Origin of the sequence: Veillonella parvula (genome assembly GCF_902810435.1) — a bacterium.
Lineage (GTDB): Bacteria > Bacillota > Negativicutes > Veillonellales > Veillonellaceae > Veillonella.
This window is the reverse complement of sequence record NZ_LR778174.1, coordinates 1,633,840-1,654,476: the sequence shown is the minus strand read 5'-3', so window position 1 is coordinate 1,654,476 and position 20,637 is coordinate 1,633,840. Positions and strand designations below refer to the sequence as shown.

15 protein-coding genes are annotated in these 20,637 nt (G+C 38.8%); 11 read left to right on the top strand and 4 right to left on the bottom strand.

All coding sequences use genetic code 11. The annotated features are described in order from the left end of the window. The first annotated feature begins 62 nt into the window (after nt 1-62). Nucleotides 63-680: an SAP domain-containing protein gene (locus tag FNLLGLLA_RS07490; RefSeq protein ID WP_156697439.1), complete on the top strand. Its 618-nt coding sequence runs from the start codon at nt 63-65 to the stop codon at nt 678-680. 152 nt (nt 681-832) lie between these two features. Here FNLLGLLA_RS07490 and FNLLGLLA_RS07485 read toward each other — a convergent pair whose 3' ends face one another. Next, a complete protein-coding gene (locus FNLLGLLA_RS07485; protein WP_038125714.1) occupies nt 833-1,261 on the bottom strand; it encodes a hypothetical protein in 429 nt (142 codons plus the stop codon). After that, the gene (locus FNLLGLLA_RS07480) at nt 1,261-2,184 is read right to left on the bottom strand and encodes a LysR family transcriptional regulator (protein ID WP_008602616.1); all 924 of its coding nucleotides are present in this window, start codon (nt 2,182-2,184) and stop codon (nt 1,261-1,263) included. Before FNLLGLLA_RS07480 ends, FNLLGLLA_RS07485 begins: the two co-directional genes overlap by 1 nt. 386 nt (nt 2,185-2,570) lie before the next feature. Here FNLLGLLA_RS07480 and nifJ point away from each other — a divergent pair, with 386 nt between their 5' ends. The 3 genes from nifJ to FNLLGLLA_RS07465 all read left to right on the top strand — a co-directional run bounded on the left by nifJ (nt 2,571) and on the right by FNLLGLLA_RS07465 (nt 9,310). Further along, a complete protein-coding gene (nifJ, locus tag FNLLGLLA_RS07475; protein ID WP_004696929.1) occupies nt 2,571-6,107 on the top strand; it encodes a pyruvate:ferredoxin (flavodoxin) oxidoreductase in 3,537 nt (1,178 codons plus the stop codon). Between the two features lie 196 nt (nt 6,108-6,303). Further along, the gene (locus tag FNLLGLLA_RS07470) at nt 6,304-7,920 is read left to right on the top strand and encodes a methyltransferase regulatory domain-containing protein (protein WP_156697441.1); all 1,617 of its coding nucleotides are present in this window, start codon (nt 6,304-6,306) and stop codon (nt 7,918-7,920) included. A gap of 361 nt (nt 7,921-8,281) precedes the next feature. Next, nucleotides 8,282-9,310, top strand: coding sequence for a helix-turn-helix transcriptional regulator (locus FNLLGLLA_RS07465; protein ID WP_128114414.1), 1,029 nt, complete (start codon nt 8,282-8,284; stop codon nt 9,308-9,310). Between the two features lie 46 nt (nt 9,311-9,356). Here FNLLGLLA_RS07465 and putP read toward each other — a convergent pair whose 3' ends face one another. Next, entirely contained in the window at nt 9,357-10,844 is a 1,488-nt protein-coding gene (gene putP / locus FNLLGLLA_RS07460) for a sodium/proline symporter PutP (RefSeq protein ID WP_004696839.1), read from the bottom strand. Between the two features lie 316 nt (nt 10,845-11,160). On the opposite strand from putP, the gene recQ reads away from it, so the two are divergent. The 7 genes from recQ to FNLLGLLA_RS09820 all read left to right on the top strand — a co-directional run bounded on the left by recQ (nt 11,161) and on the right by FNLLGLLA_RS09820 (nt 19,871). Next, nucleotides 11,161-13,029: a DNA helicase RecQ gene (gene recQ / locus FNLLGLLA_RS07455; protein WP_156697442.1), complete on the top strand. Its 1,869-nt coding sequence runs from the start codon at nt 11,161-11,163 to the stop codon at nt 13,027-13,029. Nucleotides 13,030-13,155: 126 nt separating this feature from the next. Then, nucleotides 13,156-13,947: a thymidylate synthase gene (locus FNLLGLLA_RS07450; RefSeq protein WP_156697443.1), complete on the top strand. Its 792-nt coding sequence runs from the start codon at nt 13,156-13,158 to the stop codon at nt 13,945-13,947. Between the two features lie 131 nt (nt 13,948-14,078). After that, the gene (locus tag FNLLGLLA_RS07445; RefSeq protein ID WP_156697444.1) at nt 14,079-14,573 is read left to right on the top strand and encodes a dihydrofolate reductase; all 495 of its coding nucleotides are present in this window, start codon (nt 14,079-14,081) and stop codon (nt 14,571-14,573) included. After that, nucleotides 14,570-16,882, top strand: a complete 2,313-nt coding sequence (locus tag FNLLGLLA_RS07440; protein WP_232054982.1) for a Tex family protein — start codon at nt 14,570-14,572, stop codon at nt 16,880-16,882. The genes FNLLGLLA_RS07445 and FNLLGLLA_RS07440 overlap by 4 nt, the downstream gene beginning before the upstream one ends. A 261-nt stretch (nt 16,883-17,143) precedes the next feature. Beyond that, nucleotides 17,144-18,628: an aldehyde dehydrogenase family protein gene (locus tag FNLLGLLA_RS07435; protein WP_004696787.1), complete on the top strand. Its 1,485-nt coding sequence runs from the start codon at nt 17,144-17,146 to the stop codon at nt 18,626-18,628. A gap of 171 nt (nt 18,629-18,799) precedes the next feature. Continuing rightward, complete coding sequence (locus FNLLGLLA_RS07430; protein WP_232054981.1) at nt 18,800-19,600, top strand: hypothetical protein; 801 nt, start codon at nt 18,800-18,802, stop codon at nt 19,598-19,600. After that, nucleotides 19,593-19,871: a hypothetical protein gene (locus FNLLGLLA_RS09820; RefSeq protein WP_229039600.1), complete on the top strand. Its 279-nt coding sequence runs from the start codon at nt 19,593-19,595 to the stop codon at nt 19,869-19,871. The genes FNLLGLLA_RS07430 and FNLLGLLA_RS09820 overlap by 8 nt, the downstream gene beginning before the upstream one ends. An 82-nt stretch (nt 19,872-19,953) precedes the next feature. Here the strand turns inward: FNLLGLLA_RS09820 and FNLLGLLA_RS07425 are convergent, their stop codons facing one another. Further along, nucleotides 19,954-20,529: a hypothetical protein gene (locus FNLLGLLA_RS07425; protein WP_174892355.1), complete on the bottom strand. Its 576-nt coding sequence runs from the start codon at nt 20,527-20,529 to the stop codon at nt 19,954-19,956. Nucleotides 20,530-20,637: the final 108 nt, after the last annotated feature.

Genomic DNA, 20,637 nt, shown 5'->3' with positions numbered 1-20,637 from the left:
TACTATTCAATTTTATGTTACAATTTACAAAATAGTATTATTTAAACTTGAGGAGACAAATATTGAAAGAGTGTAGACCTAAGTTTGATGAAATTACATCATTTGATGAATTTAATAAATATTATTGGTATCGTGATGAACTTTCACAAATATGTAAATCATTAGGATTAGAATACAGGGGAACAAAACAAGAACTCAATCATATTATTGAGCAGTACTTTAAAGGCGATTTAATTAAAAAATCATCAATAAAAAATAGAAGAAGGCAAGTGGAAACTATTACTTTAGATACACCATTACTTGAATGTAATTTTTCCTTTAATACGAAGTTTAGAGAATATTTCTCTGATTTAATAGGTGTTTCACGATTTAAATTTAATGCTGATATGGCTACTGCTTGGAGAAAAGTAAAAAGTGAAAAAAATATAAGCTTTACAATCGGAGATTTGCTGAAAGTATATTATGGTGAATCAGATTATGCAAAGTATGATAATTCGGTTTGTCAATGGAATCAATTTTATAAGGATTTTTGTGCAGATGAATGTAGTTGCAATTATTCGAATAAATTAAAAGTAGCGTCTATTATTTGGAAAGAGGTTAGAGATTCAAAAAATGAAAAAATTTATTCAAAGGAGCTTTTAAGTGAATATGCATATAAATTAGAAGGGTATCGCAAGTAGGAGCAACTTGTCATTGCAGAGACGTATTATGGGAAAATTAGCAATTAAATCTATAATAGAATAATGAAAAAAGCACCTTATATCCTATGAGAAGAGTCATTTGTGATGACTTTTGTAGGTATGTAAGGTGCTTTTATTTATTCCTGATTTCTTTATTGATTTTGTTTTGTTACATCAGGCACTTTCCCAGGATTCATATCGAGGTTTAGATCTGTGGATTTGAATGGGCGTGGGTTTGCCTCTGGTGGTTGTACTTTAAGTTCTGGATGTAACCATTGTAATTGTTTTAGTTCCCAGTCGTACTTGGCACCGTCATTTTGTAGTTGACGAATATCTTTTAGGATTTCGTCTAGTTGGTCGCTATGCTTATTAGCCATCCCTTCAAGAATGTAAAGACGACCTGCTACACTGTCGATGGTAGAACCATCGTGGTCTTCATCGACACGCCATTGTAATTCAGAGATTTGTATTTGCTGGAATATGATAACGATAACCAGCACAATGATAACGCCCCACATGGGAGCTTCTTTAGCTTTCAAAAGGGCTCGCAATTTAGATGCGAGCCCAGATGGTTTGTTCATTATTGACGATCCTCGAGTTGTAATCCAGGTAATGGTAATTTGGAGTTTACAAAGTCTAACCACAAGCGAGAAGCGTGGGAGAGGTAATGACCCTTTTTCCAAATTACATAAAGAGTATGAATAATTTCAGGTACGAGAGGTCTTACGACAACCTTAGAACCAACCTCTGTATTTTCACCTACCTCAGGGCAGAGGCGAGATGGTAATAATGCAATAGCAAGGTTTGCACTAACCGTTTGTAACATGAGATCACGTTGGCTTGTTTCAAACACGATGTGCGGTTGGAAGCCGGTGTGTTTACAAGCCTTGATGATTTCATCATGTAAGTTGAAATCGTCTTTATGCAATACAAAGGATTCATCAGCTAGCATTTCTAGGCGAATTTCTTTTTCTTTTGCTAAAGGGCTAGATTTTGGAATGATAACGGACAGTGGGTCACTCGTAAGGTAGAAGGATTCAAATTCTTTAGGGTTTGGTTTAGTACAGATGATGCCAATATCAATTAAACCTTCCTGAACGCTGATCTCAACCTTTTTAGAACCTTGTTCGTAGAGTTCCAATTCGATTTGTGGATATACTTTTTTAAATTCACCTAATAACTGGGCAAAAATGGGAGCATCCGTAATTGGTGGAATACCAATTCTGATGGAACCTTGCTCCAAACGAAATTCGTTTTCAAAATCAGTTTTTAGATGTTCAAACATAAACACAACGCGTTTAGCGTGGGTTAAGAAGATGGTACCCCCATCAGTAAGTTCTACAGATTTAGCATTACGCATGAAGAGAACAACACCAAGTTCGTCTTCTAAAGCTTTGATTGTACGGCTGATTGCAGATTGGGAGATGTGTAAATTCCTTGCAGCCTTACTAAAGCTTTTTTGATCAGCTACTTCAACGAAGTATTTCAAATGATGAAAATCCATAATTAACCCCCTAAAAATAAAACTTGGTTATAGGACGTGACCTAACTAAATGAGAATAGTTATTACTGTAATGCAATTAGCTATTACTTTATGTAAAGCATGGATAGCAATATTGGCAAAGCGACAGTCACTGTATGTGTTGCGTTGATAGGGCCCAGCACGTTATAATTAGCATATAGGGCTATATCAAGTTATGATATTAGGAATTATGGTTGTGCCCATCACAAAAAAGTATGCTCACACATAATGCCATATTATATATAACATATATATTATTGCATTATTTTTTCATGTGCGCAAGTTTGTAATGGTTGTTATTCCTAAACATAATGATAGATTAAGCAAGTGTTCTATTTTTGCTAAATGCTTAAGGAGGCAATAATCACATGAGTCGTAAATTTAAAACTATGGACGGCAACCAAGCGGCTGCTCACGTTTCTTATGGTTTTACAGAAGTTGCTGCGATTTATCCAATCACTCCATCTTCTCCAATGCCAGAACACATTGATGAATGGGCTGCATCTGGTCGAAAAAACATCTTCGGCAACACTGTTCAAGTTGTAGAAATGCAATCTGAAGCAGGTGCTGCTGCTGCAACCCACGGTTCTTTACAAGCTGGTGCATTAACAACAACCTTTACATCTTCCCAAGGTTTGTTATTGATGCTTCCTAACTTATATAAAGTAGCAGGTGAATTACTTCCAGGTGTATTCCAAGTAGCTGCTCGTGCATTGGCTGCACATGCTTTGGCCATCTTTGGTGACCACCAAGACGTAATGGCTGCTCGTGCAGCTGGCTGTGCTATGTTAGCTGAATCCTCTGTACAAGAAGTAATGGACTTGTCCGCGGTAGCTCACTTGACAGCTATTAAAACTCGCGTACCTTTCATCAACTTCTTCGACGGTTTCCGTACATCCCACGAAATTCAAAAAATTCAAATCTGGGACTATGAAGATTTAAAACCATTGGTTGACATGGATGCTGTTAAAGCGTTCCGTAAAAATGCTTTAAATCCAGATGCTCCTGTAACTCGTGGTACTGCAGAAAACCCTGACGTTTACTTCCAACATCGTGAAGCATCCAACAAATTCTACTTGAACGTTCCTGACGTTGTAGAACACTACATGAACGAAGTTAATAAATTGGCAGGTACTAACTACCAATTGTTCAACTACCATGGTGCTCCTGATGCTACTGATGTTGTTGTAACTATGGGTTCTTCCGCTCAAGTTGTAGAATCCACTGTGGATTACCTCAACAAATTGGGTCGCAAAGTTGGTTTTATCAACGTTCATTTGTTCCGCCCATTCGCAACAGATCGTTTGTTGAAAGCTCTTCCTAAAACTGTAGAACGCATTGCAGTTCTTGACCGTACTAAAGAACCAGGTGCTTTGGCTGAACCATTGTTCTTAGACGTACAAGCAGCTGTAGTTGACGGTGGCCGTAATGTAAAAGTTATCGCTGGTCGTTATGGTTTGAGCTCCAAAGACGTTATCCCTGCAGACATCGTTGCTGTATTCGATAATTTAGCTGCTGAAAATGGTAAGAAATTCTTCACATTGGGTATCAATGATGATGTTACATTCTTGTCCTTAGATCGTGCTGAAGGCGTAGAAGTTGAAACTCCTGGTTTGACTGAATGTAAATTCTGGGGCTTTGGTTCTGACGGTACAGTTGGTGCGAATAAATCCGCTATCAAAATCATTGGTGACCACACTGATATGTATGCTCAAGCATACTTTGACTACGACTCCAAAAAATCTGGTGGCGTAACAATGTCTCACCTTCGTTTTGGTAAAAACCCAATCAACTTGCCTTACTTGATTACTGAACCTCAATTCGTAGCATGTCACCGTCAATCTTATGTACATGAATACGACTTGATTCGCGGCATCAAAAAAGGCGGTACATTCTTATTGAACTGTACTTGGTCTCCTGAAGAATTGGATGAACATTTACCTGCTAAATTACGTCGTCAAATCGCAGAAAAAGAATTGAACTTCTACATCATCAATGCTGCGAAAATCGCTTCCGAAATCGGTTTGGGCGGTCGTATCAACATGGTAACGCAAGCTGCGTTCTTCAAATTGACTGAAATCATCCCTGTAGATGATGCTGTTAAATACCTTAAAGAATCCGTAGTAACTTCTTACGGTAAAAAAGGTCAAAATATCGTTGACATGAACAATGCTGCTATCGATCAAGGTGTTAACGCTTTGGTAAAAGTAGATGTTCCTGCTAGCTGGAAAGACGCAGTAGATGATGGCAATCATGCAGTTAAACCTGGTTGCGAATCTTGCCCATCCTTCGTTCAAAATATTGCACAACCAATCAATGCACAAGCTGGTTATGATCTTCCTGTATCCAAATTCTCTGGCTATGAAGATGGTACATTACCTGCTGGTACTGCTAAATTCGAAAAACGCGGTCCTGCATTGTTCGTTCCAAAATGGTTGCCTGAAAACTGTATTCAATGTAACCAATGTTCCTTTGTATGTCCACATGCTACAATTCGTCCAATTTTGGCAACTGAAGCAGAAGTGGCTGCAGCTCCAGAACATTTCGATACAATCCCTGCATTGGGTGCTAAAGATCTTCAATTCCGTATCGCTGTATCCCCATTAGATTGCTTGGGTTGCGGTAACTGTGTTGATATCTGTCCAGCTCCTAAAGGCAAAGCTATCGTGATGACATCCATCGATACTGAAATCGAACAAGCTGAAGCTTGGAACTATGGTGTTAACCTTCCTGTAAAAGAAAATCCTATGAAGAAGGAAACTGTTAAAGGTTCCCAATTTGAACAACCATTGTTCGAATTCTCCGGTGCTTGCGCAGGTTGTGGTGAAACTCCTTATGCTAAATTGTTAACTCAATTGTTCGGTGACCGTATGATGATTGCCAATGCAACTGGTTGTTCCTCCATCTGGGGTGCTTCCATGCCTGCATCTCCATACACAACTAACCAACAAGGTCATGGTCCTTCTTGGGCAAACTCCTTGTTCGAAGATAATGCTGAGTATGGTTATGGTATGTACATCGGTGTTAAGAAAATCCGCCAACAATTAGTAGAATTGGCTGCTAAAGCAGTTGAAACTGCTACTGGCGAATTGAAAGACGCTTTAGAACAATGGATTGAATTTGCTAACCTTGGTGCAGCTACTCGTCAACGTTCCGAACGTTTAGTAGCAGCTATCGAAGCTGAAGGCGCTACAACTCCTGAATTGAAAGAAATTCTTGAGAAAAAACAATTCTTGATCAAACGTTCTCACTGGATCTTCGGTGGTGACGGCTGGGCATACGACATCGGCTTCGGCGGTGTTGACCATGTATTAGCTTCTGGCGAAGACGTAAACATCTTCGTATTCGATACTGAAGTATACTCCAACACTGGTGGTCAAGCATCTAAATCCACTAACGTAGCAGCAGTTGCTCAATTCGCAGCTTCTGGTAAACGTACTAAGAAGAAAGACCTTGGCATGATGGCTATGTCTTATGGTTATGTATACGTAGCACAAGTAGCTATGGGTGCAGACAAAAACCAATTGATGAAAGCTGTTACAGAAGCTGAAGCATATCCAGGTCCATCCTTGATCATCGCTTACAGCCCATGTATCAACCATGGTATCAAAGCTGGTATGGGTAAAGCTCAAGAAGAACAACGTAAAGCAGTTGCAGCTGGTTACTGGGATCTTTACAGATACAACCCTCAACTTAAAGAAGAAGGTAAAAATCCATTCTCCTTGGATTCCAAAGAACCAACTGAAAGCTTCCAAGACTTCCTTAAAGGTGAAGTACGTTACGCTTCCTTGGCTAAAGCAGCTCCAGACGTTGCAGAAGAATTATTCGCTAAAACTGAAAAAGACGCTAAAGAACGTCGCTTAAGCTATGTTCGCTTGCAAAAAGGTTTTGAAGACGTAAAATAATTCGTTATTTAACGACTGAGAACTATATGAGGCACCCTTTCAAGGGTGCCTCTTTTGTATGTAATACTATATAGCTAAATGTGTTAATATCATATTATTTAGGTAATAACTGCTTTAAACGTAGGTAATATACTAGTAATTTGGTATAATGATAAATAACAATGTATATTTCATAAAGTTAAACATAGAGGTACATATGGCTAAGGATAATTCACAAATAGCAATGGAAGACATGCAACAAACGATATATAAAGAGTTAGGCTATAAATCCTATCCATTTCCTTTTACAACGCCGGTCTATTTAGAAGCATATGGTGCTCTTGTAGGGCTAAATACTCCACCTGCGAAGACAGCTCGTGTTCTTGAACTAGGCGCTACTTATGGCGGTAATATTATTTCTCAAGCTGTATTTAACCCAGAGGCGACCTTTGTAGGCATTGAACTTTCACAAGACCAAGTAGAGAAGGGCAATCAAATTATTTGTGATGCAAAATTAGAGAATGTATCCTTGGTGCAAGGAGATATTTTGAATTTTGACGAATCTATGGGGACTTTCGATTATATTATTGCACATGGATTCTACTCTTGGATCAATGATGAAATGAAGGATAAGCTGCTCAATATTATTTCTAATCATTTGGCGGATAATGGTATTGCCTATGTGTCTTACAATACGTATCCAGGTTGGCATACCATGGAAGAAGTACGTCAGCTCATGCTGTTTGCTAATCGTGGCCAAGATAAGTTGACCCATAAGGAAAAGGTGTTGCGCGGTAAGACCGTAGGCAGTCTTGTAGGTGCTCAGATTCTTAACTATGATAACCTTAAAGAACGAAATAGTAAATTTCTTGGTGCATTGCGCTCTGTTATGCAAAAGGAGGACTATTATGTAGGTCATGACCATCTAGAGCCGCATAATGATCCGTGCTATTTCTATCAATTTAATGATCATTTGAAAGCGCATAATCTTGCTTATGTATGCGATGCAGACCTTACACTATCTATGGTTCGTACCTATGATGAAAGTATAGCAGCTAAACTTGAACAACTGGCTCCTAATAGCCAAGCGGATCAAGAACAATATTTAGATTTTATACTAGATACAACATTCCGCAAGTCTATTATTTGTAAAGCTAGCGCTGCAAAAGATATCAACTATGCTATTGCGAATCCGGCTGAAGTGAATACAATTCCTGTACGTACTATTGTAAATAGCTTTGTTTTCCAAATTCTCTTTGATGAGGAAGCACTGGAAATGTTTGAAAATGAGCTCGTAAGAGATACGTTCCAAGCGCTTATCAAAGATGGTGGTACGTTCAATATGATCGAGGCCCTCGCTATTTTGAAAGCGGCTCATGAGGCGGCTCATGCATCTGATGATGAATTAGAACCTGTTGTATGTAATTTATATCGAGCTGTAGTAGAACATATGGTACGCGGTGGTATTCGCTTCTATAAAACATTCCCTGTAACAGAAGAGTATATGGAGGGCTTATCTTATATACCTGCCCGTTTTACAAACTTTGTAAAAGCTATTGTGAATGGTGGTAGTGAATATATGTATGGGGCAGATATGTTCAATGATGCTATTGGTGATATTTCTGAAGAGGATTTATTATTTATGGAGTTATTGAACAAACCAAAAGCGAAATCCACGATAATTAAAAAGATTAAAGATGCTCTCTTTAGTGCAGATCAGTCTCAACCTACAAAGCATCAAAATGCCATGGCTGAAGCTTTTTATAATGAATTAACAACGCGTATGGAAAAATTGGGCTTTATTAGAAGTAAGAAAACAGGTAGTATTTTCTAATTGATAGAGCTCGTTATTTGATTGTATTGCTATGAAGTTGTATTATATTCATTTTGATTTCATAGTTAAAATAAAAACCCGTTACACTTATAATATTTATATGTATTAAGTGTTAACGGGTTTTATTTAATATAATTAAATTTACTTTTATTTTATATTTATTACTTTTAGTTATTTTATATTGCTGAAAAAGTATAGTAAATCGATAATTTTAATGAGGAAAAAATGAACCGTTCATGAAAGTATGGTATAATGTGTATGGGTATTTTGTAAATATCATCCGATGTGTTGTGGATGATTCTATAAATTGTATTAGTTGATAAAGTTGTATTAATTGTATTATTTGTAAAAGGAGTCTTTTATGGCATCTAAGAAGGCAGTTCTAGTATATATACTAGAAATCCTGAAAGACGAAACAGATGCTAATCATACGTTATCTCAAGAGGAGATTCGCAGTATATTAGCCGAACGGTACGAGGTATCCGTCGATCGGAAAACCTTAGGCCGTCATTTAAATGATTTATATGAATCTGGAGATTTTAGTATTCAATGTGAAGAGTCTGCTGTGGGAGCAGATGGCACCATTCGACGTACTGATTTCTATATGATTCATACCTTTGAAGATTCTGAATTGCGATTATTGATTGATGGTATATTGGCATCTCGCCATATTACTGCATCTCAACGTAAAGATTTAATCGGGCGTGTTGCAAAATTGGGTAGCTCCTATTTTAAGCCTCATGGTATTGATATTGAAAGTAATACGGGGTACCTTCATAGAAGCCAAGATTTATTTCTTAATATTGATCTCATAGAAGAAGCAATACAAAAGGGTAGAAAAATTTCATTGGCCTATTGCCAACCAGATGTGGATAAGCGATTACATATTAATCTTGGGCCAGATCATAAGGAACGGAAGTATGTATTTAATCCATTCCAACTAGTAATGAATCGAGGACATTATTACTTGGTGGGAAATCACGAAAATTATGATGACATGTCTACATTACGCGTTGATCGAATTGCACATATTGCGGTGCTAAATGAACGTAGAAAACCTTTGCGGGAGATAAAGGGATATCAACAACAACGCACCTTTAATGTGTCACAATACGTAAAGGAACATATTTATATGTTCGGTGGTGAATCTATTACTGTTACGTTTAAAGCTAGACGTTCCATCGTAAATCAAATTTTAGATTGGTTCGATGGCAATGTAGAGTTTACAAATATAACAGCTGATAATGTTGTATGTCGTGTACGTGTTAATCATGACGCCTTTAAATATTGGGCGCTCCAATATATGCAAAGTGTAAAGGTGCTTACTCCAGCTTCTTTAGTGACAGAAGTAAAAGCCGCAATTGAAGAAGGTTTACACCAATACTCATAAATAAAAGCTAGTTGATCGGTGAATCAACTAGCTTTTTTATGTTTTCTTATAGAATATGCATTTTTTCTGCTTCTCTATAGTCTTTTAGAACCGGACGTGGAGGCAATTTACCCATGAGGCTTACAATATAGATTGCGATAGAAGAGAAGATGAAGCCTGGCACAATTTCATATAGGCCAAAGAATCCAAATTGTTTCCAAATGAGTACTGTTAAACCACCTACAACAATACCAGCGATACATCCGTGACGCGTCATGCGCTTCCAGAACAAGGAGAACAAGATTGCTGGACCGAAGGCTGCGCCGAAGCCTGCCCAAGCATAGGCTACCATCGTCAAGATATAGCTGTCTGGGTCCATTGCCATATAGATGGCAATCAATGCCACTAGAAGTACTACGATACGGCTTACTAATACAAGCTCTTTATCGCTTGCTTTTGGATGGATGATATTAGCATAGAAGTCATTAGAAATAGCAGAAGCTGTTACTAATAATTGAGCAGATGCGGTACTCATGATGGCTGCCAATACGGCGGACCAGATAAGCCCAGCTACAAATGGAGTAAAGAGGCGTTCTGTCATGATGAGGAATATTGTTTCCGCATCAGTGCCTACTAACTTATCTGGCAGCATGTAAACATGACCGATGAGACCTACAGCAATAGCTGCCATAAGAGATAAGATAACCCATACCATGGCGATGTTCGTAGATTTCTTAAGTTCTTTCGCATCAGAGATAGCCATGAATCTAACTAGGATGTGAGGTTGACCAAAGTAGCCAAGACCCCAACCAAGAGAAGAAATTAGGCCGATAGCCCAAGTAAACCAATCAGATGGATTACCAAACAAGCTAAGTCCTTGTGGAAACTCATGTTGGATGAGTTGGAATGTTTCAATAGGGCCACCCATGTACATGGCTGCTGTAATTGGTACTGCCAAGATGGCAAAGAACATTAATGCGCCTTGAATACAGTCTGTCCAAGATACGGCAAGGAATCCGCCAAGGAAGGTATAAAATACGACGATGCCAGCGGTGATAAAGAGGGATACGGTGTAATCAAGACCAAAGATGGTATTGAACAATTTGCCCCCTGCCACGAATCCTGATGATGTATAAATCAAGAAGAAAATTAAGATAAATAAGGCGGAAATGACAGCTACCGAATGCGATTGATCGTGGAAACGATTCTTCAAATAATCCGGTAATGTCAAGCTATCACTGGCTACCTCAGTATGGTTACGTAAGCGTCTAGAAACGAATTTCCAGTTCGCCCATGTACCTAATGTGAGGCCTACGGCAATCCATACACCAGAAATCCCCGTAGTATACGCTAGACCAGGCACACCCATGAGCATCCAACCACTCATATCTGATGCCTCTGCACTGAGTGCTGTGATCCATGGTCCTAGTTGTCGGCCACCGAGGATGTAATCACCAATGCTGTTTGATTTGCGATAGTAGTAGACCCCGATATACATCATGAGTCCTAGGTATAAGGCAAAGGCGATAATAATCATTAAGTTGTCTTGTGTCATGCCTATATAAGACCTCCTTAGGTTCTAGTTATATTCTATAGTATAGTAAATAATTTTTATTGTACCACATATTAGTACTTTAGAGGGTAAAAAATTAGTGATATCAACAAGATTCCTATACCAATTTAGCCCATATACTTTAGAGATACGCATTAGATTGTTGCTTATGAAATCATATACTAATGAGTCCCATACCGAACAAAATATGATAAAATAGAAGAATGGAAAAACGATATTTCGTATTGGGTATACGAAATATTGGTCAGTAGTAATCGAGATTAATATTTACATTTCTGGAACGTGAAAGGAGGACCTTATGGAACAACAAGTAGGCACTAAGCATGAAGTACCTAAACCGCATCAAATTGTGACGAAACAACAAGCGTTGCGTATGTTGGAGACCTACTTTGGGTATACCTCCTTTAGACCGGCTCAAGAGGCTCCTATTGCATCCTTGTTGAGGAACGAAGATGTAATTGGAATCATGCCGACAGGGGCTGGAAAGTCTATCTGTTTCCAGATTCCTGCGCTCTGTAAGGCGGGCTTGACTATCGTGTTTTCTCCTCTCATTTCTCTTATGAAAGACCAAGTGGATGGTCTTTTAGTACAGAATATACCAGCGGCACTTATCAATAGTACGCTTACCCAAGCAGAGTTTAATAAAACCATGTACGAAGTACGCAGTGGCAAAATTAAACTCTTATATATTGCGCCAGAGCGGTTGAGCTCTAATTTTTTCTGTAATGTACTGCGAGCGTTACCGATTGCTCAAGTTATCGTGGATGAGGCTCACTGTATCTCTGAGTGGGGCCATGATTTTAGACCGTCTTATCGACTTATCGGAGAGTGGCTCAATTCATTGCCAAAGAGACCTATCGTGGGGGCTTTCACGGCGACGGCGACGAAATATGTAGAAAATGATATAAAAAAATTATTAGGCCTAGATAAGGCTAATGTATACGTGACGGGTTTTGATCGGCCTAATTTATCCTTCTCTGTCATCCGCACACCGAAGCGGATGGATTACGTTGTCCATTATGTGCGAGAACACGCGAATGAAAATGGTATTATCTATTGTGCAACGCGCAAGGATGTAGATCGGGTTTATGAAAATTTAACCCGTGCGGGCATCAAAGCTGGTCATTACCACGGAGGACTCAACGACGAGGTGCGCCGTGAAATGCAGAATGCCTATGCAGACGATAAATTACAGGTTATGGTAGCGACGAATGCCTTTGGTATGGGCATTGATAAAAGCAATGTACGCTATGTGCTACATTATCAAATGCCGCGTAATATGGAGTCCTATTATCAGGAGGCAGGACGAGCTGGACGTGATGGGGCACCTGCTGAATGTATCTTGCTTTATAGTGGACAGGATGTGCAGGTTCATAAGTATTTAATTGAACAGTCCATTGAAACGCCGGAACGACAAAATGTGGAGTTACGCAAATTGCAGTCCATGATTGATTACTGTTTCTGTAGTAATTGCTTGCGTAAATATATGCTTAATTACTTTGGTGAAAGCACCATTTGGACAACCTGTGATAATTGTAGCTCTTGTAAGGGCTCTGCTGATAAGGTCAATGTTACGAAAGAAGCAAAGGCTATTTTTCGTGCCATTATGGGCACTGATGAGCGATATGGGGCATCAATGATAACCTCTATCGTCCGTGGTGAGCGAACGGATCGGATTATGCGTGCTGGCCATGATGCATTGTCTGTCTTTGGTTTACTGAGCAATGTAGATGAAAAATCTATTAAAGGTCTTATTCAACAGTTTGTAGCATCTGGCTACTTGCGCAGTTCGAGGGGAAAATACCCTGTGTTATCTTTAACGGCTGGTGCGGAGGAAGTGTTAGCAGGTCGTAAAGAGGTAGAGGAAATCAGACAACATGTGTCTGTGCCTTCTCGCAACAGTAAATCTGCTACCTCTGTGGCACGAGGAAAATCTAGTCCTACATCGGGCGGTTTATTTGAACATTTGCGGCAACATCGCAAGCGCTTGGCTGAAGAAGCGGGCCTTAGACCGTATCTTATCTTCCCTGATACAGTACTCATAGATTTGGCAAATTTACGACCTACAACATTAGGTGAGTTTGGCAATGTTAAAGGCGTAGGGGAAGCAAAGTTGAAAAAATATGGACTTACCTTTTTACAGGCCATTGCAGAATATAAGGGATAATAAATTTTACTATATATATGGTAGTGCCATATATTTTTTAGTATGATAGTACTATATATTTTAGTAAGATTAGCAAGATATACGTTAGTATTATTTGGCTTATTATAAATAGATTTAGGGGGCTATATGAGCTTAGCAGATACACAATACCTCGGTATTATTGAAAATATTTTAGATCATGGCATTTATGGTCAAAACCGTACAGGAATCGCAACGTACAAATTGCCTCAACAAATCATGCAATTTGATTTGCAAGAGGAGTTTCCGATTTTGACTACAAAATTTGTAGCTTTTAAAACGGCTGTAAAAGAATTACTTTGGATTTGGCAAATGCAGTCCAATGACGTACGCAAATTGCAAGAAATGAATGTGCACGTGTGGGATGAATGGATGCGTGAGGATGGTACTATTGGTAAAGCATACGGCTATCAAATTGCGAAGTACAAACAACTAGATAAGCTCATCAAAACGATTAAAGAAGATCCTGATAGCCGCCGAATGATAGTAACCCTTTGGAATATTGAAGATTTAGATGACATGGCGTTGCAACCATGTGCGTATGAAACCTTATGGGATGTAGGGGATGATTACTTGAACTGCATGCTCATCCAACGCAGTGGTGACATGGGGCTTGGCGTTCCGTTTAACACGGCTCAATATGCGGCATTACAATGTATGATTGCTCAAGTAACCGGTCTAAAACCAGGTAAATTTACACATGTCATCAATAATGCCCACATCTATGAAAATCACGTAGATGCATTGCGTGAGCAATTAGCACGTCGCAATCAGGCGTTGCCTGCTCCAAAAATTATCGTGAATCCTGAGGTAAAAGACTTCTATGACTTCACACCAGAGGATATAATCTTAGATGGATATGAGCACCTTGGTAAATTATCCATGACTGTTGCTGTATAGCATAGTATTTATGACAATTGTTAAATAGCATAATATGTATGGCTATTGCTATATAGTATCGTGTTCATAACCATTGTTAAATAGCATAACTTATGACTGTTGCCATATAGTATTAACCGAAAGAGGGCAGTATGTTAGCATTAATCGTAGCCGTAGCACATAATCGTGTAATCGGTAAAGATAATACCTTGATTTGGCATTTGCCAAATGATTTGAAATTCTTTAAGGAAAAAACAACAGGCCATGTTATCATCATGGGCCGTAAGACCTTTGAAAGCTTACCGTTCTTGTTGCCAAATCGAGAGCATTGGGTAATTACTCGTGATAAAGGCTTTGATGCACCAGAAGGTGTTAAGATTTTCCATAGCCCTGAGGCGGCTGCTGAAGCAGCACGTGCTCTTGATGCGGCCTACGTTATTGGTGGGGCTCAAGTATACGAGGCCTTTCTACCTTACGTAGATACTATGTATATCACTGAAGTAGACCACGAATTTGATGGGGATGCATTTTTCCCTGAGTTTTCTGAGGAGGCTTTCACCATTGAATCCGTAGTAGACGGCGCGGTGGATGAAAAGAACAAATATCCTCATCGTTTTGTAACCTATCGCAGAAAGGCATCTAAATGAGTGAAAGAATGTTTGCCATTATTGGCAGTGAATTAAATGTTAAGCCAAAGCAGGTGCAAGCTGCGGTAGAATTGTTGGACGAAGGCAATACGGTGCCATTTATCGCACGGTATCGTAAAGAGGTGACGGGCGAATTGCAAGATGAGCAATTGCGCACCATTGAAGAACGCATTAAATATTTGCGCAACTTGGAAACACGTCGCCAAGAAATCATTGCATCTATTACAGAGCAAGAAAAGATGACCGACGAGTTGATGAAGTGCTTAGAAGCGGCAACAAAGCTTCAAGAGTTAGAGGATTTGTATTTACCGTACCGTCCTAAGAAACGTACGCGCGCCATGATTGCCCGTGAACGTGGCTTGGAGCCGTTAGCGGAAATGATTCTTAACGATACAGTTATCTCTGGTGATCCGTTAGAGATCGCAAAAGAATACATAACAGAAGAGGTTCCTACGCCAGAGGATGCCATACAAGGTGCTTCTGATATCGTAGCGGAAATCGTCAGCGATAGTGCAGACTTCCGGGCGTACTTGCGTAAGAAGATGTGGAATGAAGGCTTTATTCAAGCTGAATTGAGCGGTGAAGAGGAAGAACAACAACAATTCTTGCAATACGCTGAATATGCTGAGCCCGTACGTCAAATGCCGTCCCATCGTATCTTGGCGGTAAATCGCGGTGAAAAATTAGGTGCTTTGAAATTAGCTCTAACTGTACCAGGTGACACCTATATTGCTTATATGTTACAAAAGTTAGAGAAAAATCCGAAGTCGATCTTCGCAGAGTATAAAGCGGCTGCTGTAGCTGATGCGTACAAACGTCTTATTTTCCCAGCTTTAGAGCGTGAAATTCGCAATGAATTGACGGAAAAAGCCGATGAGCAAGCTATCAAGGTATTTGGTGTAAATCTTAAAAATCTATTGTTACAACCACCATTGACTGGACATGTTATCATGGGCCTTGACCCTGGTTACCGTACTGGCTGTAAAATGGCGATTATCGATCAACAAGGCAATGTGCTCGATTACGGTGCGTACTATTTAACAAATAGTGAAAAGCTTCGCAAGGAAGCTCAAAAGGTATTGGCTGATAAAATCCGTAAGTTTAAGGTTACTCTTTTATCTATCGGTAATGGTACTGCATCCTATGAAACAGAGCAATTTGCGTCTACTATGATTGAAGAGGAAACATTAGATTGCCACTATATCATCACTAATGAAGCAGGTGCATCTGTATACTCTGCATCTAAATTAGCTATCGATGAGTTACCAGATTTAGATGTAACCATTCGAGGTGCTGTATCTATTGCACGCCGTGTGCAAGATCCATTGGCTGAATCTGTTAAAATCGATCCTAAATCTATTGGTGTAGGTCAATATCAACATGACGTAAACCAAAAACAATTGACTCATACCTTGGATCAAGTGGTTGAAACTGTAGTAAATCACGTTGGGGTAGAGCTAAATACTGCATCTCCAGCTATCTTGCAACATGTTGCAGGCATTTCTAGTGCGGTGGCTAAAAATATTGTTGCATACCGTCAAGAGAATGGTGTGTTTAAAAGCCGTAAGGAATTGCTAAAAGTACCTCGTTTAGGCCCTGCAGCCTTTACACAATGTGCTGGTTTCTTGCGCTTACAACACGGTAAAAATCCACTGGATAATACATCCGTTCATCCAGAGTCTTATGAATTGGCAGAGCGCATCATTGGTGAATTAGGCTTTACCTTAAAAGACTTACAAGATAAATCTCAATTAGAAGCATTGCAAGTAAAATTACCTCTTGTGGATGCCGATAAAATGGCTGCCAAGCTTGATGCGGGCGTGCCGACTGTTCGGGATATCTTGGCGGCTCTTGCTAAACCAGGTCGCGACCCTCGGGAAGATTTACCGGCTCCATTGACCAGAAAACACGTAGTGAGCCTTGAAGATATCAAGGTCGGTACCGTTGTAAAAGGTACTGTTCATAACGTAGTTGATTTCGGAGCTTTTGTAGACTTTGGGCTTAAAACGAATGGTCTATTACATCGCAGCGAGCTTTGCAATAGCCGTCAACATCCATCTGATGTGCTTGCTGTAGGTGATATTATCGAAGCTCAAATCATTTCTGTTGACGTAAAGCGCAATCGCATCGGTCTGTCTGTAAAAGCATTACAACCAGAAAAACCAAAGAATAACGATAATAACCATAATAGAAATAATAATGGCCAACGTAGAAATAATGATAACCGAAACAACAACCGTAATAATGGCGGACGTCAAAATGATAATCGCCATAATGGTTCTCTTAATAATGGGGATCGTCGAAACTGATAATTTCTTAGAAGACTAGTTAATCTACATTAATAGATTTTAAATGATAGGCATTCTTGACTAAAAGTCATTATACCAAAAACCGCACCCTCTATGGTTTTAGAGGGTGTGGTTTTTCTATATAGCTAAAAACTATGTATATTAATGCAGAACAGATATATCGAAAATGATATATCTAATTGAAAAAATTAGATATAGGGAGTATGATGAAACCATAGAGGGGAAATTCCTAAATCATATTCCTAAAGAGGAGGTAATGCAATGAGCTTGAACCTTAAAGAAAGATATGGACTTTTAATTAATAATGAATGGGTAAAGGCATCTGACGGTGCTGAATTTAAAGTATATAACCCTGCTAATGGCGAACAACTCGCTATCTGTGCAGAGGCTACATATGGCGATGTTGATAAAGCTGTAGAGGCTGCAACAGAAGCTTTCAAAACGTGGAAAAACGTTTCTCAAGTAGAACGTGCTGATTATTTATTGAAAATTGCGGATGCTATCGATACTCACAAAGAACATTTGGCACAAGTTGAAACATACGACAATGGTAAGCCAATCCGTGAAACATTGAACGTGGATATTCCACTTGGGGCGGACCATTTCCGTTACTTTGCAGGCGTGCTTCGTTCCGAAGAAGGCTCTGCACAAGTATTTGACGAAAATACATTGAGTCTCATCGTTCGTGAACCGATTGGCGTTGTAGGTCAAGTTGTGCCTTGGAACTTCCCATTCCTAATGGCCGCTTGGAAATTGGCTCCAGCTCTTGCAGCAGGCTGTACAGTTGTTATCAAACCTTCTAGCCACACATCTCTTAGCTTATTAGAACTTGGCGATATTTTGAAAGAAATCTTGCCACCAGGTGTTGTAAACATCGTAACTGGTAAAGGTTCTAAATCCGGTCAATATATCCTTGATCATCCTGGTTTTAGCAAACTTGCTTTCACAGGCTCTACAGAGGTAGGTCTAGATGTATATAAAGCAGCATCTGAACGCTTGATTCCTGCCACATTGGAATTAGGTGGTAAATCTGCGAATATCTTCTTTGAAGATGCGAACTGGAAACAAGCTCTTGACGGGGCAATGCTCGGTATTCTTTTTAACCAAGGTCAAGTATGCTGCGCTGGTTCCCGTATCTTCGTACAAGATACAATTTACGATAAATTCGTAGCTGAACTTGCTGCACTATTCGATAAGGTGAAAGTTGGTTTGCCTTGGGATTCATCTACTCAACTTGGCTCCTTGATTTACGAAGACCAAGTTAATAAAGTATTGAGTTATGTAGACCTTGCAAAAGAAGAAGGAGCTCGCATTGTAGCCGGTGGTGTACGTGTTACTGATGGCGAACTTGGTAAAGGTTGCTTTGTAAGACCTACACTTATTGTAGATGCTACAAATGATATGCGTGTAGCTCGCGAAGAAATCTTCGGCCCTGTAGCTGTTGTCATCAAATTCCACAGCGAAGAAGAAGTTATTGAACAAGCAAATGACAGCTTATACGGCCTTGGCGGTGGCGTATTTACTCAAAACATCAACCGTGCTATCCGCGTAGCTCGCGGTATCGAAACAGGGCGTATGTGGGTAAATACATACAACTCAATCCCTGCAGGCGCTCCATTTGGCGGCTATAAACAATCCGGTATCGGTCGTGAAACTCATAAAGTTATCCTTGAGCACTACACTCAAATGAAAAACATCATCGTAAACTTGAGCGATAAACCATCTGGTTTCTACGATTTAGATTAATAATTGAATAGACTCTACCTATAATTACATAAAAGAGGCACCAATTTAATTATTGGTGCCTTTTGTGTTATTCATTATAATATTATTATAAATAAAATACACTTTTACGATAAAGAGGATTCGAATAATTGTTGTGTACGTATATGTGTAAAAATAAGGAGAGGTGAAATAATGAGGTCTATTCCCATCAAAAAATTATATAATCCCCAATATGATCTCTTATCTATTAGTGATAAGGAGGAATTGTTATATCAAATTGGAGAAATATATAATCTAGAATTAATATCCTTTAAAGACTTTGCTGCATTTAGACAATCCACATATACAACAGTATATCGTTCACATGATGGTATAGACTTTGTATTTGTTCCTGGCGATACTGTTACGTTAGGGTTTGATTTTAAAAATAAACCATTGCAGGATATTTTTAATGATGAAAATTTGGCGGAGCTTGCCTATCCATTTGTGGAGGGCTATGAAGATGAAATCTTTAGTGAAGACGATGTTCAAACTAAGATTCGCGAAACACTAGAAGATGAAGAGGTACTATCCAACATAGAAACGTATTTTAAACATAATTTTACTCAAGAAGATGAGTTTGTAATCCATCCATTATTGGTACAAAAAGAGTATAGTGAAACTTGTTGGACACCTATTTCAGATGAGGAACTCAGACAAAATAAAGAGTGGCAACAGATGATAGAAAAAGCCGAAAGCAAGGGGCTTTCTGAAATAATGATTCATAATATCATTTGTTTATATCAAACAGACGATAACCATTGGTATGGTAAACTTTATGAAGAAACTACATTTAAGAAATTGTTACAGAACATAAAAAATCATGGGTACTCTTTACCGACACGAAGAGAGTGGGAGTATTTATCTGGCAAGGGGTGTAGGACCATTTTTCCATGGGGGAACAATATAGATTTTTCTATGAACTTAAAACATATGGAATGGATGGATGGATAATGATGGAGAGTATACATTAGAAAAGGAAAACTTTTTTGGCTTGATTATAGGTGATGATCCGTATTGTAGAGAAATCGTCTATGACGAAGGTGAATTTTCCTATAAAGGTGGAGACGGTGGCCGCAATATATGTGGCGGCTTAGGCGTTATTTGGGGCTATTTACCTGTTTCACCATACTTTCAAGATAGTGAAATGGTAATTGGCAATAATATAAATGGAGGATATGATTTCTTTAGACGCGTTATAAGAATTAATGACAATATGAAATGATGTTACATATAATAATTCTAACATTTCAAATGATAACGTCGTCTCATACGTAAAAGAGGTACCCTAGATGGTACCTCTTTTATTAATATTGGGATAAACGGAATATTTTTCTATACTCTTGCGGTGCATCAGAACCATCAGAAGGTTTTATGATGACTCTAATATATATTTTTTCTTTGAAATCTGGATATGTTGCAGCATATTCTTTGCAGAATTGATCCATACGATTGTAAAAGTTTATTACATCTTGATTTTGTATAGCCGAATAGGGGATAGGCATTTCAATATACAAAGAAGATGTATCATATGTTCCATAGGATAACTCCTCTGATGTTAGATAGTTTTTCATTAATGGGAATGCAGTTATCAGCGGAATGTTGGTTATCAACATTCGATCAACTTGTGGTACAACAGGTGCAGAGGTGTGCAAGACTTCAGATATTTCAATGGGCATTTGTGGATATTTGTCAAAGGTGACTTGCCATCTATTGTTCCTATGAGACTCTAAGTGATATGTTAGATTAGGATAATCCTCATTTATATATTGTTGTACCTCATCTTCACTATAATGTGAGAGAAGATGACAACCCGTTGTTAGTATGAGGGATAGTATAATCAGTGGTAATAATATAAATCGTTTTAGGGTAAAAGGTTTCATTGTATATTCCTTTTATACTACTTTAGGAAGTTTAGTAAATCGTAATTGCTTAACAGGTATTGTTTAATTTATTGGCGGAATTTTGGAGTACATTTTGGAGTACATTAT